At 67.5% G+C, this 25,408-nt stretch carries 19 protein-coding genes; 11 read left to right on the top strand and 8 right to left on the bottom strand.

Annotated elements, in window-relative coordinates; all coding sequences use genetic code 11:
* Positions 1-177 precede the first annotated feature (177 nt).
* From CAL11_RS11810 to adeC, 3 genes are read left to right on the top strand one after another with little or no spacing between them, the layout of a single operon-like run.
* The gene (locus CAL11_RS11810) at positions 178-1,368 is read left to right on the top strand and encodes an efflux RND transporter periplasmic adaptor subunit (protein WP_086093033.1); all 1,191 of its coding nucleotides are present in this window, start codon (positions 178-180) and stop codon (positions 1,366-1,368) included.
* Positions 1,369-1,380: 12 nt separating this feature from the next.
* Entirely contained in the window at positions 1,381-4,560 is a 3,180-nt protein-coding gene (locus CAL11_RS11805) for an efflux RND transporter permease subunit (RefSeq protein ID WP_086093032.1), read from the top strand.
* A complete protein-coding gene (gene adeC / locus CAL11_RS11800; RefSeq protein ID WP_086093031.1) occupies positions 4,557-6,023 on the top strand; it encodes an AdeC/AdeK/OprM family multidrug efflux complex outer membrane factor in 1,467 nt (488 codons plus the stop codon). Before CAL11_RS11805 ends, adeC begins: the two co-directional genes overlap by 4 nt.
* Positions 6,024-6,093: 70 nt before the next feature.
* Here the strand turns inward: adeC and CAL11_RS11795 are convergent, their stop codons facing one another.
* The 6 genes from CAL11_RS11795 to CAL11_RS11770 all read right to left on the bottom strand — a co-directional run bounded on the left by CAL11_RS11795 (position 6,094) and on the right by CAL11_RS11770 (position 12,706).
* Positions 6,094-6,345 carry a GlsB/YeaQ/YmgE family stress response membrane protein gene (locus CAL11_RS11795; RefSeq protein WP_003811953.1) on the bottom strand — a complete coding sequence of 84 codons (252 nt, stop codon included), beginning with the start codon at positions 6,343-6,345 and terminating at the stop codon, positions 6,094-6,096.
* A 145-nt stretch (positions 6,346-6,490) separates the two neighbouring features.
* On the bottom strand, positions 6,491-7,105 hold the full coding sequence (locus tag CAL11_RS11790; protein ID WP_086093030.1) for an SCO family protein: 615 nt from the start codon (positions 7,103-7,105) through the stop codon (positions 6,491-6,493).
* Positions 7,106-7,290: 185 nt separating this feature from the next.
* The gene (locus tag CAL11_RS11785; RefSeq protein ID WP_086093029.1) at positions 7,291-9,405 is read right to left on the bottom strand and encodes a M3 family metallopeptidase; all 2,115 of its coding nucleotides are present in this window, start codon (positions 9,403-9,405) and stop codon (positions 7,291-7,293) included.
* 75 nt (positions 9,406-9,480) lie between these two features.
* Complete coding sequence (folD, locus tag CAL11_RS11780) at positions 9,481-10,332, bottom strand: bifunctional methylenetetrahydrofolate dehydrogenase/methenyltetrahydrofolate cyclohydrolase FolD (protein WP_086093028.1); 852 nt, start codon at positions 10,330-10,332, stop codon at positions 9,481-9,483.
* Positions 10,329-10,955, bottom strand: a complete 627-nt coding sequence (locus CAL11_RS11775) for a response regulator transcription factor (protein WP_003811946.1) — start codon at positions 10,953-10,955, stop codon at positions 10,329-10,331. The genes folD and CAL11_RS11775 overlap by 4 nt, the downstream gene beginning before the upstream one ends.
* Positions 10,952-12,706 (bottom strand): PAS domain-containing sensor histidine kinase, encoded by a 1,755-nt coding sequence (locus tag CAL11_RS11770; RefSeq protein ID WP_033465055.1) that lies wholly within the window; start codon positions 12,704-12,706, stop codon positions 10,952-10,954. Before CAL11_RS11770 ends, CAL11_RS11775 begins: the two co-directional genes overlap by 4 nt.
* A 292-nt stretch (positions 12,707-12,998) precedes the next feature.
* Between CAL11_RS11770 and aceE the strand changes: the two genes are divergently transcribed.
* Genes aceE through lpdA form a run of 3 tightly spaced genes read left to right on the top strand, consistent with a single transcriptional unit; the run spans position 12,999 to position 19,205 of the window.
* Entirely contained in the window at positions 12,999-15,704 is a 2,706-nt protein-coding gene (aceE, locus tag CAL11_RS11765) for a pyruvate dehydrogenase (acetyl-transferring), homodimeric type (RefSeq protein WP_086093027.1), read from the top strand.
* A 12-nt stretch (positions 15,705-15,716) separates the two neighbouring features.
* Positions 15,717-17,396, top strand: coding sequence for a dihydrolipoyllysine-residue acetyltransferase (gene aceF, locus CAL11_RS11760; protein ID WP_086093026.1), 1,680 nt, complete (start codon positions 15,717-15,719; stop codon positions 17,394-17,396).
* 12 nt (positions 17,397-17,408) lie between these two features.
* The gene (gene lpdA, locus CAL11_RS11755) at positions 17,409-19,205 is read left to right on the top strand and encodes a dihydrolipoyl dehydrogenase (protein WP_086093025.1); all 1,797 of its coding nucleotides are present in this window, start codon (positions 17,409-17,411) and stop codon (positions 19,203-19,205) included.
* Between the two features lie 219 nt (positions 19,206-19,424).
* Here the strand turns inward: lpdA and CAL11_RS11750 are convergent, their stop codons facing one another.
* On the bottom strand, positions 19,425-20,600 hold the full coding sequence (locus CAL11_RS11750) for a FliC/FljB family flagellin (RefSeq protein ID WP_086093024.1): 1,176 nt from the start codon (positions 20,598-20,600) through the stop codon (positions 19,425-19,427).
* 362 nt (positions 20,601-20,962) lie between these two features.
* The gene (locus tag CAL11_RS11745) at positions 20,963-21,700 is read right to left on the bottom strand and encodes an RNA polymerase sigma factor FliA (protein ID WP_086093023.1); all 738 of its coding nucleotides are present in this window, start codon (positions 21,698-21,700) and stop codon (positions 20,963-20,965) included.
* A 434-nt stretch (positions 21,701-22,134) separates the two neighbouring features.
* Here CAL11_RS11745 and flhD point away from each other — a divergent pair, with 434 nt between their 5' ends.
* The 5 genes from flhD to CAL11_RS11720 all read left to right on the top strand — a co-directional run bounded on the left by flhD (position 22,135) and on the right by CAL11_RS11720 (position 25,405).
* The gene (gene flhD / locus CAL11_RS11740) at positions 22,135-22,458 is read left to right on the top strand and encodes a flagellar transcriptional regulator FlhD (protein ID WP_003811931.1); all 324 of its coding nucleotides are present in this window, start codon (positions 22,135-22,137) and stop codon (positions 22,456-22,458) included.
* A gap of 35 nt (positions 22,459-22,493) precedes the next feature.
* Positions 22,494-23,054, top strand: coding sequence for a flagellar transcriptional regulator FlhC (flhC, locus tag CAL11_RS11735; protein WP_003811929.1), 561 nt, complete (start codon positions 22,494-22,496; stop codon positions 23,052-23,054).
* Between the two features lie 120 nt (positions 23,055-23,174).
* Complete coding sequence (gene motA / locus CAL11_RS11730) at positions 23,175-24,050, top strand: flagellar motor stator protein MotA (RefSeq protein ID WP_033462167.1); 876 nt, start codon at positions 23,175-23,177, stop codon at positions 24,048-24,050.
* Between the two features lie 12 nt (positions 24,051-24,062).
* Positions 24,063-25,010, top strand: coding sequence for a flagellar motor protein MotB (gene motB, locus CAL11_RS11725; RefSeq protein WP_086093022.1), 948 nt, complete (start codon positions 24,063-24,065; stop codon positions 25,008-25,010).
* Positions 25,011-25,024: 14 nt separating this feature from the next.
* Positions 25,025-25,405, top strand: a complete 381-nt coding sequence (locus CAL11_RS11720) for a response regulator (protein WP_033462163.1) — start codon at positions 25,025-25,027, stop codon at positions 25,403-25,405.
* Positions 25,406-25,408: the final 3 nt, after the last annotated feature.

Here is a 25,408-nt window from a genome sequence, read left to right as displayed (position 1 = left end):
CGAAAACAAGTTGTTTGTTTCCACCGCGGGATAACGCAAAATGCTCGTTTTGCAACGCAGCACTATGTTGGCCGGCAAGCCCGCATGGCGGGCGCGGTGTGTTTCCTTTTTTGCGTTGTGGCGTGCAGCGGGTGCGCACAGGCATCCCGGCGCTTGGTTTGAACGGAAAGGCAAGCTATGAAGAATAACTATCTGGTCGGGCGCGGCATCGCCGCGCTTTCCTTGGCGGCATTGACCCTGACGCTGGCCGCGTGCGGCAAGGAACAGCAGGCGGCGCAGGGAGGCGGGCAACCGCAGGTCGGGGTGGTCACCCTGAAAACCCAGTCGGTGGCGCTGTCCAGCGAACTGCCCGGCCGCACCGCCGCCTACCGCATCGCCGAAGTGCGCCCGCAGGTCAGCGGCATCGTCCAGAAGCGCCTGTTCACCGAAGGCGGCGAAGTCGCCGCCGGCCAGCAGCTCTACCAGATCGACCCGGCGCTGTACCAGGCCGAGGTCGACAGCCGCCGGGCCGCGCTGGCGCGCGTCCAGGCGCAGTTGAAGACCGCCACGCTGCTGGTGCAGCGCTACAAGCCGCTGGTCGATACCCGCGCGGTCAGCCGGCAGGCCTACGACGATGCGGTCGCCGCGCGCGACCAGGCCTCGGCCGACGTGCTGGCGGCCAAGGCCGCGCTGGAAACCGCGCGCATCAACCTGGTCTATACCAAGGTGCTGGCGCCGATCGGCGGCATCATCGGCCGCTCCAACGTCACCGAAGGCGCGCTGGTGACGGCCAACCAGAGCGCGGCGGTCGCGGCGGTCCAGCAGATCGACCCCATCTACGTCGATGTGACGCAGTCCAGCGTGCAGCTGCTGCGCCTGAAAAGCGCCCTGGACAGCGGCTTGCTGCAGCGCGAGGCCGACGAGCAGTCGGCGCGCGTGACGCTGACGCTGGAAGACGGCACGCAGTACGACCAGGACGGCAAGCTGCAATTCTCCGAGGTCACCGTCGACCCGGGCACCGGCTCGGTGCTGCTGCGCGCCGTGTTCCCCAATCCGCAGCGCAAGCTGCTGCCGGGGATGTTCGTGCGCGCCCGGCTGGCCGAGGGCGTGGCGTCCGAGGGCCTGCTGGTGCCGCAGCGCGGCGTCACGCGCAACCAGCGCGGCCTGCCCACCGCGCTGGTGGTCAACGCCGACAACAAGGTCGAACTGCGCACGATCAAGACCGATCGCGCCATCGGCGACCAATGGCTGGTGAGCGGCGGCCTGGCGGCCGGCGACCGCGTGATCGTCGAAGGCCTGCAATCCGTGCGCCCGGGCGCCGAGGTCAAGGCGGCCGAATGGAGCCCGCCCGCATCCAGGGCCGCCGCGCAACCGGCCGCCGCGAAGTAAGGGAGTCCCCGCATGGCAAAGTTTTTCATCGACAGGCCGGTGTTCGCCTGGGTGATCGCGATTGTGCTGATGATGGCCGGCGCGCTCTCCATCCTGAGCCTGCCGGTCGCGCAATATCCGAACATCGCGCCGCCCGCCATCAGCATCAACGTGACCTATCCGGGCGCCTCGGCCCAGACCGTGCAGGATACGGTGGTGCAGGTCATCGAGCAGCAGATGAACGGCATCGACAACCTGCAGTACATCTCGTCGGAAAGCAATTCCGACGGCAGCATGTCGATCACGCTCACGTTCTCGCAAGGCACCAACCCGGACACGGCGCAGGTGCAGGTGCAGAACAAGCTGGCGGTGGCGCAGCCGCTGCTGCCGCTGGAAGTGCAGCAGCAGGGCATCCGCGTCACCAAGGCCACCAAGAACTTCCTGATCGTCGCCGGCTTCGTGTCGACCGACGGCACCATGGACAAGTCCGACCTGGCCGACTATGTGGCCTCGTACATCCAGGATCCGATCAGCCGCACGCCCGGCGTGGGCGACTTCCAGCTGTTCGGCGCGCCATACGCCATGCGCATATGGATCAGCCCCGAGAAGCTGGTCAATTTCGGCCTGACCGCCTCCGACGTCACCACCGCGATCCGCGAGCAGAACGTGCAGGTCTCGTCCGGCCAGCTGGGCGGCCAGCCGGCGGTGCGCGGCCAGCAGCTCAACGCCACGGTGATCGGGCCGTCGCGGCTGCAGACCCCGGAAGAGTTCGGCCGCATCCTGCTCAAGGTCAACAGCGACGGCTCGCAGGTGCGCCTGAAGGACGTGGCCAGCATCGAGCTGGGCGCGCAGACGTACGCCATCGACAGCTACTACAACGGCAAGCCCGCCTCGGGCCTGGCCATCAAGCTGGCCAGCGGCGCCAACGCGCTCGATACCGCCCAGGCGGTGCGCGACACCATCAACGGCCTCAAGCCGTACTTCCCGCCGGGCATGGACGTGGTGTACCCGTACGACACCACTCCCTTCGTCAGCCTGTCGATCGAGGGCGTGGTGAAGACGCTGTTCGAAGCGGTGCTGCTGGTCTTCCTGGTGATGTACCTGTTCCTGCAGAACGTGCGCGCCACGCTCATCCCCACGCTGGCCGTGCCGGTGGTGCTGCTGGGCACGTTCGGGGTGCTGGCGGCGTTCGGCTATTCGATCAACACCCTGACCATGTTCGGCATGGTGCTGGCCATCGGCCTGCTGGTCGACGACGCCATCGTGGTGGTCGAGAACGTCGAGCGCGTGATGGCCGAGGAGGGGATCTCGCCGCGCCAGGCCACCCGCAAGTCGATGAGCCAGATTACCGGCGCGCTGATCGGCATCGCCATGGTGCTGGCGGCCGTGTTCGTGCCCATGGCCTTCTTCGGTGGCTCGACCGGAGTGATCTATCGCCAGTTCTCCATCACCATCGTGTCGTCCATGGTGCTGTCGGTGGTGGTGGCCATTGTGTTCACGCCGGCGCTTTGCGCCACCATGCTCAAGCCCATCCCGAAGGGGCATCATGGCTCCAAGAAGGGCTTTTTCGGCTGGTTCAACCGCAACTTCGAGCGTTCCAGCCAGGCCTACGCCAACAACGTGGCCCGCAGCATGGGCCGCACCAAGCGCCTGCTGCTGATCTACGTGGTGATCCTGCTGGGCATGGCGTGGATGTTCATGCGCATCCCCACCGCGTTCCTGCCGGACGAGGATCAGGGCATCCTGTTCGCCCAGGTGCAGGCGCCGGCCGGCGCCACCAGCGAGCGCACCCAGGCCACGATCGACGCGGCGGTGAAGTACCTGCTGGAAGACGAGAAGGAATCGGTGGCCTCGGTATTCGCGGTCAACGGCTTCAGCTTCGGCGGCCGCGGCCAGAACGCCGCCATCCTGTTCATCAAGCTGCGCGACTGGAACGAACGCAAGGGCGCCGAGCACCGCGCCGCCGCGGTGGCCGCGCGCGCCAACGCCAGGTTCCGCGCCGAGCTGCGCGACGCGCAGGCGGCCGTGTTCGCCCCGCCCGCGGTGATGGAGCTGGGCAACGCCACCGGCTTCGACTTCCAGCTGCAGGACCGCGCCGGCGTCGGCCACGAGAAGCTGCTGGCGGCGCGCAACCAGCTGCTGAAAGAGGCCGGCGAGAGCCCGCTGCTGGTGGCCGTGCGTCCCAACGGCATCGAGGATGCGCCGCAGTACCAGCTGGACATCGATCGCGAGAAGGCGCGCGCGCTCGGCGTGTCGATCACCGAGATCAACAACACCCTGGCCACCGCCTGGGGCTCGTCGTACGTCAACGATTTCATCGACCGCGGCCGGGTCAAGAAGGTGTTCGTGCAGGGCGAGGCGTCCTCGCGCATGCTGCCGCAGGACCTGGACAAATGGTACGTGCGCAACAACGCGGGCGACATGGTGCCGTTCTCGGCCTTCTCGTCGGCGCAATGGACCTTCGGGCCGCAGAAGCTGAACCGCTACAACGGCGTGCCGTCGTACAACATCCAGGGCCAGGCCGCGCCGGGCTACAGCTCGGGCGACGCCATGGCCGAGATGGAACGCCTGGCCAACAAGCTGCCGCTGGGCATCGGCTACGACTGGACCGGCCTGTCGTTCGAGGAGCGCCTGTCGGGCGCGCAGGCGCCGGCGCTGTACGCGATTTCGCTGATCGTGGTGTTCCTGTGCCTGGCCGCGCTCTATGAAAGCTGGAGCATTCCCACGGCGGTGATGCTGGTGGTGCCGCTGGGCGTGGTGGGGGCCTTGCTGGCCACCCTGACGCGCGGCCTGTCCAACGACGTGTACTTCCAGGTGGGGCTGCTGACCACCATCGGGCTGGCGGCCAAGAACGCCATCCTGATCGTGGAGTTCGCCAAGGAGCACTACGAAGAGGGCGCCAGCCTGACCGAGGCGGCGGTGCACGCCGCGCGCCAGCGCCTGCGCCCCATCCTGATGACGTCGCTGGCGTTCATCCTGGGCGTGGTGCCGCTGGCCATCTCCACCGGCGCCGGCTCGGGCAGCCAGAACGCCATCGGCACGGGCGTGATCGGCGGCATGCTGACCGGCACCTTCCTGGCGATCTTCTTCGTGCCCCTGTTCTTTGTCCTTACCCTGCGCCTGTTCAAGGTCAAGCGCGCCTCGGAGAACCGCGAGGACGACGACCCGCACGGCGGCGCCCAGCCGGCCGCGCACGGAGGACAGCCGCAATGAAACCCGTCGTCATGAGAACCTTGTTGTCCCTTGCCGTGGCCACGGCCCTGGCCGGCTGCTCGCTGGCGCCCACCTACGAGCGCCCGCAGGCGCCGGTCGACGCGGCCTATCCGTCCGGCCCGGCCTACGGCGCGCCGGGCCAGGCCGCCGCAGGCGTGCCGGCCGCCGCCGACGTGGGCTGGCGCGATTTCTTCGGCGACCCGCTGCTGCAGGAGCTGCTGGCGCTGTCGCTGGCCAACAACCGCGACCTGCGGGTCGCCGCGCTCAACGTGGAGGCGGCGCGCGCGCAGTACCGCATCCAGCGCGCCGACCTCGCGCCCAGCGTGGGCGTGGGCGGCAATGGTTCGGTGCAGCGCACCCCGGCCGACCTCAACCCGAGCGGGCAGGCCGGCATCAGCCGCAGCTACCAGGTCGGCGCCAGCCTGTCGACCTGGGAGCTGGACCTGTTCGGGCGGATCCGCAGCCTCAGCGAGCAGGCGCTGCAGCTCTACCTGGCGCAGGACGAAACGCGCGTGGCCACCCAGCTGACGCTGGTGGCCGAGACCGCCAACGCCTACCTGACGCTGCGCGCCGACCAGGAGCTGCTGGCGCTGACGCGCCAGACGCTGGCGGCCCAGCAGGAGTCGTACAAGCTGACGCGCCAGAGTTACGACCTGGGCGTGGCGACCGAGCTGGACCTGAGCCAGGCCGAGATTTCGCTGCGCACCGCCGAGCGCAACCTGTCGCAGTACACCCGCATGGCCGCGCAGGACCGCAACGCGCTGGTGCTGCTGGTGGGCCAGCCGCTGCCGGCCGGAATCAGCGCGCAGCTGGACCAGGCCGCGGCGCTGCCCGACGGCGTGGTCCTGGCCGACCTGCCGGCGGGCCTGCCGTCGGACCTGCTGGCGCGCCGGCCGGATATCCGCGCCGCCGAGCACCAGCTGCAAGCCGCCAACGCCAGCATCGGCGCGGCGCGCGCGGCGTTCTTCCCGCGCATCAGCCTGACCGGCTCGGCCGGTACGGCCAGCGCCAGCCTGGGCGGCCTGTTCGACGCCGGGTCGGGCGCCTGGAGTTTCGCGCCGCAGATCAGCGTGCCGATCTTCGCGGGCGGGGCGCTGCGCGCCAGCCTGGACCTGGCCAAGATCCAGAAGGACATCGGCATCGCCCGCTACGAGCAGGCCATCCAGAACGGGTTCCGCGAGGTGTCCGACGCGCTGGCCGGCCGCGGCACGCTGCAGGAGCAGATCCGGTCGCAGGAACTGCTGGTGCAGGCCAACCAGCGCGCCTACGACCTGTCGCAGCAGCGCTACCAGCAGGGTATCGACAACTATCTCAGCGTGCTGGATTCGCAGCGTTCGCTGTATACGGCGCAGCAGACGCTGGTCGAGACGCGGCTGGCGCGCCTGTCCAACCTGATCCAGCTCTACAAGGCGCTGGGCGGCGGCTGGTCCGAACGCACGGTGGCGGCGGCGCAGGCTGGCTGATCGCGCGCTCGCGCCCAAAAACAGACAGGCCGGCATCTTGCCGGCCTGTCTGTTTGCGAGGCGTCGGGGGTCAGGCGCGCTTCTTGGCGACCAGGCCCACGACGAACAACACGATGATCGCGCCGACGACCGAACCGATCCAGCCCGCGGGTTCGCCCGGTGCGTACCAGCCCAGTTGCTGGCCCAGGAAACCGGCGACCACCGATCCGATGATGCCCAGGATCGTCGTCATGATGTAGCCCATGTTCTGGTCTCCCGGCATGATGGCCCGGGCGATCAGGCCGACGACAAACCCGACGATGATCATGATGATGATGCTCATACGCGCGCTCCTTCGTGGTGGAGAAATGGTGCGGCCATGATACCCATGGCCGTGCGCCCGGCGCTGTAACAACACGTACCATCGCGGGGGATTGCCGCGCGGTGGGGCGCAAAAGCAACAACCGCGCCCTGGGGCGCGGTCCGGATCACTGGGTCTGCGCGATGAGCTGGCGCAAGTCCTTGACCATGGTGTCGATGGTGTCCGTATCGGAGGCCAGCAGGCGCGCCTTGCCCTGATTGTCGAAGATATAGACGCCGCGGCTGTGGGTGACATCGTAGATATCGGCGTCGTCGCCCGGCTTGGGCTTCTCGATCTGGTAGGCCACGCGGTAGCGGCGCGCCAGGTCGGCGATCTGCTTCTCGTTGCCGGTCACGCCGATCGCGTTGTTGTTGAACGCGTTGACATAGGCCTGCAGGATGTCCGGGGTATCGCGGTGCGGGTCCACGCTGACGAACAGGATGCGCACGTCCCGGGCCTGCTCGCCCAGTTGCTGCAGCACCGCCGTCAGTTGCGCCATGGTGGTGGGGCAGACGTCGGGACAGCTGGCGTAGCCGAAGAACAGCAATACCGTCTTGCCCTTGAGGTCGTCGCTGCTGACGGTCTTGCCGTGCGCGCCCGGCAGGTTGAACTTCAGGTCGGGCAGGTGGCCCTTGACGTTGTACAGCGACCAGTCCGCCGAACGTTCGCTGCAAGCCGCCAGCAGCATCAACATCGCCAGGAGCAGGCCGCGCCACGCGCGGCCGGAAAGAGGTGAGTACATGGTAGATACAGCCAGGCGCCGATGCGGCGCGCGCAGGAGTGGGAAGGACCTGGGGATTCTACCGCGTCGGGGCGGGAGGGGCGCGGGGGGGAGCGTTGGCAGAGGTGCCAGTCCCCGCGGGGACTGGCACCCGAAGCAGGAGTCAGCAGGTGCCAGTCCCCATGCGGGGACAGGCACCTGAGAGGTCAGGCTTGCATGCCGCTGTGGCGCAGCAGGGCGTCGATGCGGGGTTCGCGGCCACGGAAGGCGCGGAAGGACTCGGCCGCGGGGCGGGCGCCGCCGACGGCGAGGATTTCCCTGCGAAAGCGCGCGCCGGTGGCGCCGTCCAGCGTGGTGGCGGCCGGCTCGCCCTGGCGGGCGGCTTCCTCGAAGGCTTCGTACGCGTCGGCCGACAGCACTTCGGCCCATTTGTAGCTGTAGTACCCGGCGCCGTAGCCGCCCGCGAACAGGTGCGAGAAGCTGTGCGGCAGGCGATGCCAGGCGGGCGGGAACAGCACCGCGACTTCCTGGCGCACCTGCTGCAGCAGCGCCAGCACGTCGGCGATGGGCGCGCCTTGCGGGCGGTCGTGCAGCATCATGTCGAACAGCGCGAACTCGATCTGGCGCACGGTCTGCATGCCGCTTTGGAAGTTGCGCGCGGCCACCAGCCGGTCGTAGAGGTCGCGCGGCAGCGGCTGGCCGGTTTCGACGTGGGCCGACAGCTTCTGCACCACGCTCCATTCCCAGCAGAAGTTTTCCATGAACTGCGAGGGCAACTCGATGGCGTCCCATTCGACGCTGGCGAACGCCGCCGCGCCGGGCTCGTCCACTTCGGACAGCAGGGCGTGCAGCGCGTGGCCGGTTTCGTGGAACAGCGTGATGACGTCATCGTGCGTGAGCAGCGCGGCCTTGCCCCCATTGGGGCGCGAGAAGTTGCAGGTCAGGTAGGCCACCGGCGTCTGCAGCGTGCCTTGCACGCGGCGCCGGCTGCGCTCGCTGTCGACCCAGGCGCCGCTCTGCTTGCCGGCGCGCGCGTACAGGTCGAGGTAAAGATGCCCCAGCGTCGCGCCGTCCGGGCTTTCGACCCGCACGCCGCGTACGTCGGCGTGCCAGGACGACACCGGCACTTCGCGCAGGCGCACGTCGAACAGCGTTTCGATGACCTCGAACAGGCCCGCCAGCACGCGCGGCTCGGTGAAGTACTGCTTGATCTCGTCTTCCGAGTAGGCATAGCGCGACTCGCGCAGCCGCTCGGCGGCGAAGGGCACGTCCCAGGGCTGCAGTTCGGGCAGGCCCAGCTCGCCGGCGGCGAAGGCCTGCAATTCGGCCAGGTCGCGTTCGGCGTAGGGCTTGGCGCGGCGCGCCAGATCGCGCAGGAAGTCCACCACTTCGGTGGCGTCGCGCGCCATGCGGGTCTGCAGGCGCAGGGCGGCGAAGGTCGGGTACCGCAGCAGTCCGGCTTCGTCGGCGCGCAACTGCAGCAGCTCCTCGATCAGCGGCGAGTTGTCGTAGGCGGCGTCGCCATGCTCGGACGCGACGGTGCCGTACGCGCGGTACAGGGTCTCGCGCAGGGCGCGGTCGCGCGCGTACTGCATGACGGGCAGGTAGCAGGGCATCTTCAGCGTCAGCTTCCAGCCGGCGGCGCCATCGTCCTCGGCCGCCTTGCGCGCCGCAGCCAGCACGTCGGCCGGGATGCCGTCCAGGCGCGCCTGGTCGTCGACCAGCAGCGACCATGCGTCGATGGCGTCGAGCACGTTTTCGGAGAATTTCTGCGAGGCCTGGGCCTCGCGGTCGGAGATCTCGGCGTAGCGCTCGCGCGCGGCGCCTTGCAGCTCGACGCCGCTGAGGCGGAAATCGCGCAGCGCCAGTTCGACCACGCGGCGGCGCACCGGCGGCCAGGCCGCGAAGTCCTCGGCGGCCTGCAGGCGCTGGTACTGGCGGTACAGGCCTTCGTGCAGGCCGACCCAGGTGGAGAACTCGGTGACCAGCGGCAGCGCGGCGTTGTAGGCCTCGCGCAGCGCGGGCGTATTGACCACCGCGTTCAGGTGGCCGGCCACCGACCAGGCGCGCCACAGGCGCTCGGATGCGCTGTCCAGCGGCGCCACCACGGCGTCCCAGGTGGCGGGCAGGGCCGGGTCGGCCGCGTGTTCGACCGCCGCGCGGGCGATATCCAGCAGGGCCTGGACGGCCGGCACGATGTGTTCGGGTTTGACGGCGGCGTAGTCGACCAGGTCGGCGACCGGCGCAAGCAGGGGATTCTGGGTCATGGGCTTGGGAATTCCGTGGACGAGCGGGCGCGGCCCGAAGGGCGCGCATGCCATGAGAGTGGGGACGGACGGGCGGATTGCAAGGCGGGCGCGCCAGGCGCGGCGCGCCTGGCTGCGCGGGGCAGGGCCTTACGCGGCAGCGCGTTCGGCCGCTTCAACCGTATTGACCAGCAGCATGGCGATGGTCATGGGGCCGACGCCGCCGGGCACCGGCGAAATGGCGCCGGCCACTTCGCGGGCCGAGGCCATGTCGACGTCGCCGCACAGCTTGCCGTCTGCGCCGCGGTTGATGCCGACGTCGATCACCACGGCGCCGGGCTTGATCATCGAGCCGTCGATCATGCCGGGCTTGCCGGTGGCCACCACCAGCACATCGGCGCGGCGCGTCTGGGCGCCCAGGTCGCGGGTCTTGGAGTTGCAGATCGTGATGGTCGCGCCCGCCTGCAGCAGCAGCATGGCCATCGGCTTGCCGACGATATTGCTGGCGCCCACGATGACCGCCTCGGCGCCGCGCAGGGCCACGCCTTCGGATTCGAGCATCTTCATCACGCCGTAGGGCGTGCAGGGGCGAAACAGCGGCTGGCCGGTCATGAGCAGGCCGGCATTGCTGATATGGAAGCCGTCGACGTCCTTCTCGGCGGCGATGGCTTCGATCACCTTGTGCGCGTCCATGTGCCTGGGCAGCGGCAATTGCACCAGGATGCCGTGGATGGACGGGTCGCGGTTGAGCGCGTCGATGCGCTCAAGCAACTGCGCCTCGGTGAGGTCGGCCGGGTATTGCTCCCTGACCGAATGCAGGCCGGCCTTCTCGCAGGCGGCGACCTTGTTGCGCACGTAGACTTGCGAGGCGGGGTCGTCGCCCACCAGCACGACCGCCAGGCCGGGACGTACGCCCTTGGCCGCCAGCGCCTGCACGCGCTGGGCGACTTCTTCGCGAATGCGCTGCGACAGGGCGGCGCCGTCGATGATGCGTGCGGTCATGCGTGGGCCTCGGGTTTGGCCAGGGCCACTTTCATCAGGTCTGCTACGGTGGTCACTTCAAGTTTTTCCATGATGTTGGCGCGATGCGCCTCGACGGTCTTGATGCTGATGCCCAGGTCGTCGGCGATCTGCTTGTTCAAGCGGCCGGCGACGATGCGCTCCAGCACCTGTTGCTCGCGCGCCGTCAGGCGGGCAAGCATGGCTTCGTGGTCTTTCTGCGCCTGGAACTTGCTGATCCGCTGCACGGCCTGCTCCAGCATGCGGGCCACGATCTCGCGCAGGTCGGATTCGTTGAACGGCTTCTCCAGGAAGTCCACCGCGCCTTTTTTCATGGTCGATACCGCCATCGGCACGTCGCCGTGGCCGGTGATGAACACGATGGGCAGCGGGGCGTTGCGGGCGATCAGCTGTTCCTGCAGTTCCAGGCCGCTCATGCCCGGCATGCGCACGTCGGCGATCAGCACGCCGATCTGGCTGGCGTCGTACTCGTCCAGGAAATTCTCGCCGCTGGCGTAGGCGCGTACGCGGTAGCCGTTGGCTTCCAGCAGCCAGCGCAGGGAATCGCGCACGGCTTCGTCGTCGTCAACTATGAATACGGTGCTCGACAGGTGGGGCGTGTTCATGCGTGCAACTCCTCGGACTGGTCGTTCTGTGCCTGCGACTGGGGCGTGGCGCAGGGCAGTGTAAAGCGGAAAATGGTGCCGCCGGCAGGATTGGGATCCGCCCACAGACGGCCGTGGTGCGACTCGATAATGGTACGGCAAATGTTCAGCCCCATGCCCAGTCCCTGCGACTTGGTGCTGAAGAACGGTTCGAACAGGCGCTCCGGCTCGGGCAGCCCGTGGCCGCGGTCGACCACCGCCACCTCGATCTGTTGCTCGTGCGGAATGACGGCCACTTTCAGCTCGTCGGATTCGCTTTTTTCCATGGCCTCCAGGCCATTCTTGAGCAGGTTCAGCAGCACCTGCTCGATCAGGATGGGGTCGGCCAGCACGTCGGGCGCGTTCGAGGGCACGAAGCGCTCGATGCGGATGCGGCGCTTGCGCGCGTCGATCTCGGCGAAACCGATGGCGTTGTCGACGATGCGGCTGATCGCCACCCGCTGGCGGCGCGGTTCGCTGCGTTTGACGAACTCGCGGATGCGGCTGATGATCTTGCCGGCGCGCTCGGCCTGCGAGGCGGCCTTCTCCAGCGCCGGCAGCAGCATGTTGGGGCTGGTGTGGCCGGCCTTGACCAGCGCCACCGCGCCCATGCTGTAGTTGGCGATGGCGGTCAGCGGCTGGTTCAGCTCGTGCGCCAGCGACGAGGCCATCTCGCCCATGGTGGTCAGGCGGCTGGTGAGCTGGATCTTCTCCTGCTGCACGCGCGAGGCTTCCTCGTGGACGCGGCGCTCGGTGATGTCGCGCGCCACCTGCATGCGCACGCGGCGGCCGTCGGTCCAGGCCAGCATGCGGTGGTGCACCTCGAACCAGCGCTGCACCGACGGGGCGAACACCTCCACCGACTCGTCGGTGAAGCGGCCGCGCCGGCCGGCCAGCAGTTCGTCGTGGCCGCCGGTCTGGGCGCCGAACACGCGCCGGTAGGTGCGGTTGGCGAACAGCAGCTCCAGCCCGTCGTGGGTGTCGGCGGTGACCGAAATGGCGTCGTCCAGGCCTTCGAGCACGGTCATGAAACGCTCGTGTGCGGCGGTCAGCGCCTCGCGGATGCGCTTGGGTTCGGTGATGTCGGTCATGGACGTCATCCAGCCGATCTGGTCGCCGTTGGGGTCGAGCAGGGGCGAGACGTACATGCGCGCCGTGAAGCGCGAGCCGTCGCGGCGCTGCGCCTCGACCTCCAGCCCGCTGCTGGGCGTCTTGCCCGACATCAGCACCTCCAGCGTGTGCTGGTGCTGCTCGTGGCGGCCGGGCACCCAGTACGGGAAGGGGGGGCTGCGGCCGATCAGGTCGGCCTCGTTCCAGCCTATCATGCGGCAGAAGGCCGGATTGACGTAGGCGATGCGTCCCTCCATATCCAGCACCCGCATGCCGGTGGACATGGAGTTCTCCATCGCGCGGCGAAAGCCCGTCTCGGCGATCAGGGCGGCCTCGGCCTCGGAGCGAAAGCGCGTATAGCGCCACAGCATCAGCAGGCTGATCACGATGACGCAGGACAGCGCCAGCACCACCCAGATCAGCCGCTGCTGGCGCAGCTCCTGGTCGATGGTGACGAACATGACGCTGTCGTCGTGGATGCGCTGCAGCCAGAAGAACACGCCCATCACACATATATAGAGGACGAGCACGAGCGCCGGCGTCAGCCAGTACACGCCACGCCTGCGCGCGCGGGCGTGGTCACGGAACGACATCGGTATATTGGACTTGGGCGGGCTGGACATGGACTTCTTGCCGTTGGAGCCGGCATTTTAGAGCCTGTTGCGGCTTGTTGCTTGCCGGGGAAGGGGATTTCCGTGATAACCGTTGCTACGGATGATTTTGTATTATGAAATGCCGTACCGCAACATGAAAATTTCCTTGCGACGGGTTAATCTTGCTACTTAGAATGCCGGCTTCGGCACAATGCAGCCGTCCGCAACCCACGCGTAACATGGTATCCGGCATCCGGCAACCCTTGCGCCCCGCACACTGATAAGTCGGGAAGCGGCCAGAAACCCCAACAGGAGACACACGATGTCCTCTTTCGCCCAGGCTGGCGCCCTAGCGGCCGCCAATGACGAAGACACCCTCGAGACACAGGAATGGCTGGAAGCATTGGCCGCCGTCCTCGACCGTGAAGGACCGCAGCGCGCGCACTACCTGCTGGAGCGTCTGATCGACGAGGCGCGCCGTTCCGGCGCCCATATCCCGTTCTCGCCGAACACCGCCTACGTGAACACGATTCCGCCGGGGCTGGAGCCTGCCCACCCCGGCAACCTGGAACTGGAAGCCCGCATCCGCTCGTACGTGCGCTGGAACGCCATGGCGATGGTGGTGCGCGCCAACAAGCACAATCCGCCCGACGGCGGCGACCTGGGCGGCCATATCGCCTCGTTCGCCTCGCTGGCCACCATGATCGGCTGCGGCCAGAACCATTTCTGGCACGGCGAGACCGAAGCGCACGGCGGCGACCTGGTGTACTTCCAGGGCCACACCTCGCCGGGCATGTACGGCCGCGCCTACCTGGAAGGCCGCCTGACCGAGGACCAGCTCAACCATTTCCGCCAGGAAGTCGACGGCAAGGGCCTGTCTTCCTATCCGCACCCCAAGCTGATGCCGGATTTCTGGCAGTTCCCCACGGTGTCGATGGGCCTGGGCCCGCTGATGGCCATCTACCAGGCCCGCTTCCTGAAGTACCTGCACGCCCGCGGCATCGCCGACACCAGCAACCGCAAGGTCTGGGTGTTCTGCGGCGACGGCGAGATGGACGAGCCCGAATCGCTGGGCGCCATCGCCCTGGCCGCGCGCGAGAAGCTGGACAACCTGATCTTCGTCATCAACTGCAACCTGCAGCGCCTGGACGGCCCGGTGCGCGGCAACGGCAAGATCATCCAGGAGCTGGAAGGCGACTTCCGCGGCTCGGGCTGGAACGTCATCAAGCTGATCTGGGGCGGCTACTGGGATCCGCTGCTGGCGCACGACAAGGAAGGCATCCTGCGCCGCATCATGGAAGAGGCGGTCGACGGCGAGTACCAGGCGTACAAGGCCAACGACGGCAAGTACGTGCGCGAGAACTTCTTCGGCAAGCATCCCAAGCTGCTGGAGATGGTCGCGCGCATGAGCGACGAGGACATCTGGCGCCTGAACCGCGGCGGCCATGACCCCCACAAGGTGTACGCGGCGTTCGACGCGGCCACCAAGCACGCCGGCCAGCCCACCGTGATCCTGGCCAAGACCATCAAGGGCTACGGCATGGGCCACGTCGGCCAGGCCAAGAACCCCACCCACCAGCAGAAGAAGCTGGAGCTCGATTCGATCCGCGAATTCCGCGACCGTTTCGGCATCCCGATTCCCGACGACCAGCTGGAAAAGCTGCCGTACTACAAGCCGGCCGACGACTCGCCCGAAATGCAGTACCTGCACGAGCGCCGCAAGGCGCTGGGCGGCTACCTGCCCAAGCGCCGCGCCAAGGCCGACGAGCAGTTGAAGGCGCCGGCCCTGGACGCCTTCAAGGCCGTGCTCGAGCCCACCGCGGAAGGCCGCGAGATCTCCACCACCCAGGCTTTCGTGCGGGTGCTCAACCAGATCCTGCGCGACAAGGACCTCGGCCCGCGCGTGGTGCCCATCCTGGCCGACGAGTCGCGCACCTTCGGCATGGAAGGGCTGTTCCGCCAGATCGGGATCTACGCGCCCGAAGGCCAGAAGTACACCCCGGTCGACAAGGACCAGGTCATGTACTACAAGGAGTCGGCCGACGGCCAGCTGCTGCAGGAAGGCATCAACGAGGCGGGCGCGATGAGCTCGTGGATCGCGGCGGCCACGTCGTACTCCACCAACAACCGCATCATGGTGCCGTTCTACATCTATTACTCGATGTTCGGGTTCCAGCGCGTGGGCGACCTGGCCTGGGCGGCCGGCGACATGCAGGCGCGCGGCTTCCTGCTGGGCGGCACCGCCGGGCGCACCACGCTCAACGGCGAGGGCCTGCAGCACGAGGATGGCCACAGCCACCTGCTGGCCTCGACCATCCCGAACTGCGTCTCGTACGACCCGACCTTCGCCCACGAGCTGGCCGTCATCATCCAGCACGGCCTCAAGCGCATGGTGGAAGACCAGGAGAACGTGTACTACTACCTGACGGTGATGAACGAAAACTACCCGCAGCCGGGCCTGACCGCCGGCGACGAGGAAGGCATCATCCGCGGCATGTACAAGCTGAAGTCGCACGGCAAGGGCAAGCAGCGCGTGCAGCTGATGGGCTCGGGCACCATCCTGCGCGAAGTGATGGCGGCCCAGGAATTGCTGGAAGCCGACTGGGGCGTGGCGTCCGACATCTGGAGCGTGACCAGCTTCACCGAGCTGCGCCGCGACGGCCTGGACGCCGAGCGCCACAACCTGCTGCATCCGGAAGGCAAGCAGCAGGTGCCGTACGTGACCGCGCAGCTGGCCAAGAGCGAAGGCCCGATCATCGCCTCGACGGACTACATGAAGCTGTTCGCCGACCAGATCCGCCCGTTCGTGCCCAAGGACCGTACCTACAAGGTGCTGGGAACCGACGGTTTCGGCCGCTCGGACTTCCGCTACAAGCTGCGCGAGCACTTCGAGGTCGACCGCCATTTCGTGGTGCTGGCCGCGCTGCGCGCGCTGGCCGACGAGGGCAAGATCCCGGCCGCCAAGGTCGCCGAAGCCATCAAGAAGTACGGCATCAACCCGAACAAAGCCAACCCGCATCACGCCTGAGGGTAAACAGACATGAGCAATATCGTGGAAATCAAGGTACCCGACATCGGTGACTTCAAGGAGGTGGAAGTCATCGAGGTGCTGGTATCGGCGGGCGACACGATCAAGGCCGAGCAAAGCCTGATCACGGTGGAGTCCGACAAGGCATCGATGGAGATTCCGGCCTCGGCCGCGGGCGTGGTGAAGTCGGTCAAGGTGAAGGTGGGCGACAAGATCGCCGAGGGCACGGTCATCCTGGAAGTGGAGGCGGCCGGCGAGGCCGCCGCCGCGCCCCAGGCCGAAGCTCCCAAGGCCGCCGAGGCGCCCAAGGCCGACGCCGCGAAGGCCGAGCCCCCCAAGGCCGAGGCGTCCCAGGCCGCGGCGCCGGCCGCCGCGCCGGCCGCTGCCGGCCCGGTCGAGGTCAAGGTGCCCGATATCGGCGACTTCAAGGAAGTCGAGGTCATCGAGGTGCTGGTCGCCGAGGGCGACACCATCAAGGCCGAGCAAAGCCTGATCACGGTCGAGTCCGACAAGGCCTCGATGGAAATCCCCGCCTCGGCGGGCGGCGTGGTGCAGTCGCTCAAGGTCAAGGTAGGCGACAAGGTCGCCATGGGCACGGTCATCGCCGTGGTGCAGGGCCAGGGCGCCGCCGCCCCGGCGGCCAAGGCCGAGGCGCCCGCCGCGGCGCCGGCCGCAGCCGAGCCCGCCGCGCCGGCTTCGCCCGTGGCCCCGGCTTCGGCTCCGGCGCAGCGGCCCGCCCCGGCCGCCGCGCTGCAGGACGAAGACCTCAAGCCCGGCCAATTGCCGCATGCCTCGCCGTCGGTGCGCAAGTTCGCGCGCGAGCTGGGCGTGAACCTGAGCCGGGTCACCGGCTCGGCCGCCAAGGGCCGCATCACGGCCGAGGACGTGCGCGCCTACGTGAAGCAGGCGCTGTCGAGCGGCGCGCCGGCCGGCGCCTCGGGCGGCGGCGATGGCGCCGCGCTGGGCCTGCTGCCGTGGCCCAAGGTCGATTTCACCAAGTTCGGGCCCATCGAAGCCAAGCCGCTGTCGCGCATCAAGAAGATCTCGGGCGCCAACCTGCACCGCAACTGGGTCATGATCCCGCACGTCACCAACAACGACGAAGCGGACATCACCGACCTGGAAGCGCTGCGCGTGGCGCTGAACAAGGAGAACGAGAAGTCGGGCGTCAAGGTCACCATGCTGGCCTTCCTGATCAAGGCGGTCGTCGCGGCGCTGAAGAAATTCCCCGAGTTCAACGCCTCGCTGGACGGCGACAACCTGGTGCTCAAGCAGTACTACCACATCGGCTTCGCGGCCGACACGCCCAACGGGCTGGTGGTGCCGGTGGTGCGCGACGCCGACAGGAAGGGCATCCTCGAGCTGGCCCGCGAAACCTCCGAACTGGCCAGGAAGGCCCGCGAAGGCAAGGTCTCGCCCGCCGAGATGCAGGGCGGGTGCTTCTCGATCTCGTCGCTGGGCGGTATCGGCGGCACGCATTTCACGCCCATCATCAACGCGCCCGAAGTGGCCATCCTGGGGGTGTCGCGCTCGGCCCACAAGCCGGTCTGGGACGGCAAGCAATTCGTGCCGCGCCTGATCCTGCCGCTGTCGCTGTCCTATGACCACCGCGTCATCGACGGCGCCTCGGCGGCGCGCTTCAATGCCTATCTCGGCCAGCTGCTGGCCGACTTCCGCCGCATCGCGCTGTAACGGGGGCAATCGATGAGCAATATCGTGGAAATCAAGGTGCCCGACATCGGCGACTTCAAGGAGGTGGAAGTCATCGAGGTGCTGGTATCGGCGGGCGACACCATCAAGGCCGAGCAAAGCCTGATCACGGTGGAGTCCGACAAGGCATCGATGGAGATTCCGGCCTCGGCCGCGGGCGTGGTGAAGTCGGTCAAGGTGAAGGTGGGCGACAAGATCGCCGAGGGCACGGTCATCCTGGAAGTGGAGGCGGCCGGCGAGGCCGCCGCCGCGCCCCAGGCCGAACAGGCTCCCAAGGCCGCCGAGGCGCCCAAGGCCGACGCCGCGAAGGCCGCCGCGCCGCAGGCCGAAGGCGCCAAGGCGAGCGCGCCGGCCGCGGCCGCCTACAGCGGCTCGGCCGACCTCGAATGCGACATGCTGGTGCTGGGCGCGGGCCCTGGCGGCTATTCGGCCGCCTTCCGCGCCGCCGACCTGGGCATGGACACCGTGATGGTCGAGCGCTATGCCACCCTGGGCGGCGTGTGCCTGAACGTGGGCTGCATTCCCTCCAAGGCGCTGCTGCACAACGCCGCGGTGATCGACGAGGCGCGCGCGCTGGCCGCCCACGGCATCAGCTTCGGCGAGCCCAAGGTCGACCTGGACAAGCTGCGCGGCTACAAGGACAGCGTGGTCGCCAAGCTGACCGGCGGCCTGGCCGGCATGGCCCGCGCGCGCAAGGTGCGCGTGGTCACCGGCACGGGCGAGTTCGCCGACCCGCACCACCTCACGGTGACCGACGGCGAAGGCAAGAAGCAGACCATCCGCTTCAAGCAGGCCATCATCGCCGCCGGCAGCCAGTCGGTGAAACTGCCGTTCCTGCCCGAGGACGAGCGCATCGTGGACTCCACCGGCGCGCTGCAGTTGCGCGCCATTCCCAAGAAGATGCTGATCATCGGCGGGGGCATCATCGGCCTGGAAATGGGCACGGTGTACTCCACGCTGGGCGCCCGCCTGGACGTGGTGGAAATGCTCGACGGCCTGATGCAGGGCGCCGACCGCGACCTGGTCAAGGTGTGGCAGAAGATGAACGCGCCGCGCTTTGACAACATCATGCTCAAGACCAGGACGGTGGGCGCCGAGGCCCGCAAGGACGGCATCTACGTCAGCTTCGAGGGCGAGGGCGCGCCCAAGGAGCCGCAGCGTTACGACCTGGTGCTGCAGGCCGTGGGGCGCAGCCCCAACGGCGGGAAGATCGGCGCCGAGCGCGCCGGCGTGGCCGTCACCGAGCGCGGCTTCATCGAGGTGGACCGCCAGATGCGCACCAACGTGCCGCACATCTACGCCATCGGCGACGTGGTCGGCCAGCCCATGCTGGCGCACAAGGCCGTGCACGAAGGCCACGTGGCGGCCGAGGCGGCCCATGGCGAGAAGTCGTTCTTCGACGCGCGCGTCATCCCGTCGGTGGCCTACACCGATCCGGAAGTGGCCTGGGTAGGCCTGACCGAGGACGAGGCGAAGAAGCAGGGCGTCAAGGTCGAGAAGGGCCTGTTCCCGTGGGCGGCCTCCGGCCGCGCCATCGCCAACGGCCGCGACGAGGGCTTCACCAAGCTGCTGTTCGACGCCGAGACCCACCGCATCGTCGGCGGCGGCATCGTCGGCACGCACGCGGGCGATCTCATCAGCGAAATCGCCCTGGCCATCGAAATGGGCGCGGACATGGTGGACATCGGCAAGACCATCCACCCGCACCCGACCCTGGGCGAATCCGTCGGCATGGCCGCCGAAGTCGCCGAAGGCGTGTGCACCGACCTGCCGCCGATGCGCAAGAAGTAAGGCGCGGCATGGCAGCACAAGGGCCCCTCGCGGGGCCCTTGTGCTTTGGCGCGACGCATTGGCCAACGGAAGAGGGCGGGGGGGAGCAGGCGCCTGTCCCCGCGGGGACAGGCGCTCTTGCGCGCGCCGGACGCAAAAACGCCCGGCGCGGTGAGGCGGCCGGGCGTACGTACTGCCATGGCCCCGGGCGGGTTGTGCCCGCCCGGGGTATGCCGATGCTTAGCGCAGCAGCGACAGGACGTTTTGCGGGACTTGGTTGGCCTGGGCCAGGACCGAGGTGCCAGCCTGTTGCAGGATCTGGTTCTTGGTCATGTTCGACACTTCGGTCGCGTAGTCCGAATCTTCGATGCGCGAACGGGCGGCCGACAGGTTCGTGATCGTGTTGTTCAGGTTGGCAACGGTCGATTCGAAACGGTTCTGGATCGCGCCCAGCGAGCTGCGCTGCTCGTCCACGGCCTTCATGGCGGCGTCCAGCTTGGCCAGCGCGTCGGCGTTGCCGCCAGACACGGAGACGTTGTCGCCGGCAGCGACGTCGTTGGTACCGACGGCGGCTTCCGCAGCCTGCGAGGCGACGGCACCCAGCTGGTCGCCCAGGGCGGCCTTGCCGTCCTTGTCGAAGGTCAGGGCGTACGAGGTCATCGTGCCGGCATTGTCCACCACGACCGCGTATTGCGGGTTGGCGGTATCGCCGTACGAGACCACGCTGCCGTCGCCTGCGGCGGCGCCAGCGGCCTGTTCAGCGGCCGCCACGGCGGCGTTGAAGGTCACGGTGTCGGAAGCGATGGTGGTCGTGACGGCCGACAGCACGTCAAAGCCCAGCGCGTTGACGGTACGGGCCTCGCCGTTGACCGTGCCGCCCGGGACGGTACCCACGGCGTCATACAGGTTCCAGTTCGAGTTGCGATCGATCTTGATATCGATCGTTTCGTTGTCCTTGGCGCCGACCTGGATCGACAGGGTCATGTCGGTGGCGTTGGACTTCAGGACCTTGATGCCGTTGAAGTCGGTCTGTTCGGCGATGCGGTTGATTTCTTCCAGGCGCTGGTTGACTTCCTGCTGGATCGAGTCGATGTCCGAAGCCGAGTTCGTGCCGTTGGAGGCCTGAACCGTCAGTTCGCGGATGCGCTGCAGGTTGTTGTTGATTTCGTTCAGCGCGCCTTCGGTCGTCTGGGCGATCGAGATGCCGTCGTTGGCGTTGCGGGCAGCCTGGGTCAGGCCCTTGACGTTGGCGGTGAAGCGGTTGGCGATGGCCTGGCCGGCCGCGTCGTCCTTGGCGCTGTTGATGCGCAGACCCGACGACAGGCGCTCGATGGCGCTACCCAGGGCCGATTGGGACTTGTTCAGGTTGTTCTGGGCAACCAGCGACAAGTAGTTGGTATTGATGACTGCAGCCATGTTGAGGCTCCCAAGAGAGAAAGGCTTCTTCAAACCGGGCAGCTAGGCCGCCCATCTGTAACATCGGACTTTCGCTTGCACAGCGCCGCGATTTCCTTTGTTGCCTGGATTACGGCAGGTTTGCGACGGACTTAAGCAAAAAATGCGAAGTTCTGAAATGCGCGGAAAAACCTGGCTGCGGAGCGGCTGGCCCGGGATGGAAACTGGCAGCCGCGGCAGGGTGTGCCAGTCCCCGAACGGGAACAGACATCCGCGGCGAGGCGTGCCTGTCCCCACTGGGACAGGCACACCGCTCTATGCCACGAACGGTTCACTGCCAAGACGGTATCTGTCCCCGCTGGGACAGGCACACTGCGCTACGCCTACACCACCTGCGCCAGGTGGTGGGCGGTGGGCAGGCGGGCCCAGGATTGCTCCTTGAGGCGGGCGCGGATGCGGGCGGTGGCCTGGGCGCGCAGCTGGCACACGCGCGCTTCGGTGACGTTGAGCACGGCGCCGATTTCCTTGAGGTTCAGGCCTTGTTCGTAGCACAGCGACAGCAGCAGCTTCTCGCGTTCGGGCAGGCCGTCGATGGCGTCGATGAGGGCGCGGCGCAGGTCGCCGGCGAGCAGGGCGTCGAGCGGGTCGGCGTGTTCGGCGCTGCTTTCGGCCCACGGGCTGTCGCCGTCGCCGTCGGTGTTGAAGTCTTCGTAGTGCAGGATCTGCACGCCGTGCGCATCGGCCAGCATGCCCTGGTACTCGGCCAGCGGCACGCCCAGCTCGTCGGCGATTTCGCCTTCGCTGGGGGCGCGCATCAATTCCTGTTCCTTGCGCTGGATGGCGGTTTCGATGCGGCGGCTCTTGCTGCGTACGCTGCGCGGCAGCCAGTCCTGGCTGCGCAGCTCGTCGAGCATGGCGCCGCGGATGCGCGCGGTGGCGTAGGTCTCGAACTGTGCGTCAGGGCTTTCCTGGTAGCGCCGCACGGCGTCGAGCAGGCCGATCATGCCGGCCTGCACCAGGTCGTCCAGCTGCACGCTGGAGGGCAGGCGCGCCAGCAGCTGCAGCGCCAGTTTGCGCACCAGCGGGGCATATTGGACCAGGCTGTCTTCGGGGTTGGGCATTCAGGTTCTGTCTGCGGATGTCTCGCGCGAACAAAGCTGCGAACGGGTGGGGTGTTGCTGGGTGGCGACAGTGGCCTGGCGGTCAGGCCGCTGGGCGCGGACCGGTTCAACCCTGTCGTTTCAAGGGGAGATTGTCGGCAAATACCCGCTTTTCATTCGGAGAAGAACGCAACTTTTTGCACGTTTATTTACGAAATTGCCGACATCGATATGCAAATGATGTAACTTCCCGGTAACTTTACCGGAGATAATCTGCAAAATATCAATGTTTCGTCATAAAAGTCATAGAAAATGACACCGTCCATGGTAAATTGCATGCAAATTGCGATGAAATGATACATTTCGCATTAAGACGAAAGCAGGCTGGCGCGGGGTTCTCGGGGCGCGCCGCCTGGAGTTCAGCCCCCGGCTTGCCTAAGTCTCAGGAGTCATGTGTGAAAACAGCCGATAGTTCCTTGCTCGCGGATATCCGGGAAGTCAATCTTTCCTATTTGTTGCTGGCGCAGCGCATGCTGCGCGACGACTATGCCGCGTCGATGTTCCGCCTGGGTTTCAGCAATGAAGTGGCCGATATCCTGATGCGGCTATCGCCGGCCCAGCTGGTCAAGCTGGCCAGCTCCAGTTCGCTGCTGTGCCGATTTCGCTTCGACGACTACAGCCTCCTGTCGGCCCTGACCCAGGACGTGCTGGGCGGCGCCCTGCAACAGGCGCACGCCACCATCCTGCTGGCGCGCCAGCCTGTCGAAGAGCTGGCCTGAGCCGCCGGCTGGATAGATAGGGACAAGAGGGCGCAATGGCCACCAAGAGTGTTTCGCAGGAAGCCGACGAGATCCTGCTCGCCAGTTCGATGATCACGCTGGGCGCGCGTCTGCAGGTGCTGCAGGCCGAGACCGGCCTCAGCCACGACCGGCTGGCGCGGCTGTACCGCGAGATCCGCGGCTGTTCGCCGCCCAAGGGCATGCTGCCGTTCTCGGTGGACTGGTTCATGACCTGGCTGCCGAACATCCATTCCTCGCTGTTCTACAACGTGTACACGTTCCTGAACCAGCGCACCTCGAGCCAGGGCATCCGGGCGGTGATCGACGCATACCGCCTGTACCTGGAGCATGCGCCGGCCGATGCCGCCGAACCGGTGCTCAGCTTCACGCGGGCCTGGATGCTGGTGCGGTTCTTCGACGGCGGCATGCTGCAGCTGTCGGGCTGTCGCCAGTGCGGCGGGCATTTCATCGCCCACGCACACGATCCGCAGACCGATTTCGTCTGCGCCATCTGCCGGCCGCCGCCCCGGGCCGGCAAGACGCGCGCGGCGGCCCGCGCGCGCGCCGGCCAGCTCGCCGCGCCGGCGCGGCCTTGAGCGCGCCAGCTTCCAAATAGGCCAAAAGCACCAGAAAACCCCCCATAACCCGCGTTTTTGCCCGACGGGTCTGGGGGGATCATTGGCGTCGGTTCTAGACTTCGTTGGCAGAGGCCTGATGTGTTGATTGTTATCGGTTATGCAGTGGTCATCCTGGCGGTGGTCGGCAGTTTCATCGGCCTGGGCGGCCATCTGGGCGCGCTCTACCAGCCTTTCGAACTGACGCTGATCGCCGGCGCGGCCGTGGGCGCCTTCATGGCGGGCAACAGCCGCAAGTCGCTCGGCCTGGTCGCCAAGGCGGTGCCGGAGGCGTTTCGCAGCTCGCCCTACAGCAAGGACGTGTACATGGAGCTGATGGCGCTCCTGTACGTGCTGCTGAACAAGGCGCGCCGCGAAGGCCTGATGGCGATCGAATCGCACATCGAGGATCCGCTGTCCAGCCCGATCTTCAACGAGTATCCGCGCATCATGAAGGACGCCAAGCTGATGGAGTTCATCACGGACTACCTGCGCATCATGATCAGCGGCAACATGAGCTCGTTCGAGATCGAAACGCTGATGGACGAGGAAATCGAGACCTACCGGCACGAGCGCGAGGTGCCCACCCATGCGCTGCAGCAGGTGGCCGACGCCTTGCCGGCCTTCGGCATCGTGGCCGCCGTGCTGGGCGTGATCAAGGCGCTGGCCGCGGTCGACCAGCCGCCGGCGATCCTGGGCGACCTGATCTCCAAGGCCATGGTCGGCACCTTCCTGGGCGTGCTGCTGGCCTATGGTTTCGTGGCGCCGATGGCCGCCCGCATCGAACGGCGCACCTCCGAATCGGTCAAGGTGCTCGAATGCATCAAGGTGACGCTGCTGGCCAGCATGAACGGCTACCCGCCCCAGCTGGCGGTGGAGTTCGGCCGCAAGGTGCTGTTCTCGGCGGTGCGCCCCTCGTTCGGCGAACTGGAAGAACATGTGCGCCAGGCCAAGAGCGCGGCCACCGGCCGCGCCTGACGGAGCCGCCGCATGAGCACGGTCAACAATCACCGTGTGGTGGTCCGGCGCCGCAAGGTGCGCCGCGGCGGACACCACGGCGGCAGCTGGAAGATCGCCTACGCCGACTTCATCACGGCCATGATGGCGTTCTTTCTCGTCATGTGGCTGATCAGCATCGTGCCGCGCGAAGAACTCAAGGGCATCGCCGAGTATTTCCGCATGCCCCTGCGGGTGGCCCTGACCGGCGGCCCCAGCAGCTCGGCCGAGACCAGCGCGATCCCCGGCGGCGGGCAGGACCCGCTGCGCAGCCAGGGCGATGTACGGCGCGCCGAGGGCAGCCGTGTGGAGGCCCAGCCCATGGGCGACGCCGAGCGGCGCGACCGCCATCGCCTGGAGCGCCTGAAGGGCCGGCTGGAGAGCCTGATCGAGGAAAGCCCGGTCCTGAAGAATTTCCGCCCGCAGCTGCTGATCGACATGACGACCGAGGGCCTGCGCATCCAGATCGTCGACAACCAGAACCGCCCCATGTTCGCCACCGGCAGCGCCGATGTGCAGCCGTACATGCGCGACATCCTGCGCGAGCTGGGGCCGGTGCTCAACGACCTGCCCAACAAGGTCAGCATTGCCGGCCATACCGACGCGTCGCAGTACGCGCGCGGCGAGCGCGCCTATAGCAACTGGGAGCTGTCGGCCGATCGCGCCAACGCGTCGCGCCAGGAATTGGTGGCCGGCGGCATGCACGAGGGCAAGGTGCTGCGCATCCAGGGCCTGGCCTCGAGCATGAGCCTGGTTAAAGATGACCCGTTTGCTGCCGTTAACAGACGTATCAGTCTGGTGGTGCTCAATGCATCCACCCAGCGGCGCATCGAGAGCGAGAACGCCGCGGCGGCCGATGTCAGCGCGCGCGACGCGCAGGGCGTCGGCGCGGCGCTGGCCGGCCAGGTGGCGGCCGGCGGCTCGGACGGGGGCGCCAGGTAGCGATAGGGAGAGGCATGACGGCAAGAATTCTGGTGGCGGACGATTCGGCGACGATGCGCATGATCGTGCAGGCCGCGTTGACGGGGGCGGGCTGGCAGGTCGTGACCGCCAGCGATGGCAGGCAGGCGCTCGAACTGGCCCAGGCTCAGCCTGTCGACCTGGTCGTCAGCGACTGGAACATGCCCGTCATGGGCGGGCTGGACCTGATCAGGGGCCTGCGCGGGCAGGCCCGCTACCAGGACCTGCCCGTGCTGGTGCTGACCACCGAGGACGATGGCGACAGCAAGGCCGCCGCGCGCGATCTGGGCGTATGCGGTTGGCTCAACAAGCCGCTCGACCCGGACGTGCTGGTCGATCTGGCGGCGGAGCTGCTTGGCGTGGCGCCAGGCGCGTAGCGG

The sequence above is a fragment of the Bordetella genomosp. 6 genome (assembly GCF_002119705.1).
GTDB classification, from domain to species: Bacteria; Pseudomonadota; Gammaproteobacteria; order Burkholderiales; family Burkholderiaceae_B; genus Bordetella; species Bordetella bronchiseptica_F.
The sequence above is the reverse complement of the archived record's forward strand: the minus strand, read 5'-3'. Positions and strand labels throughout refer to the sequence as shown.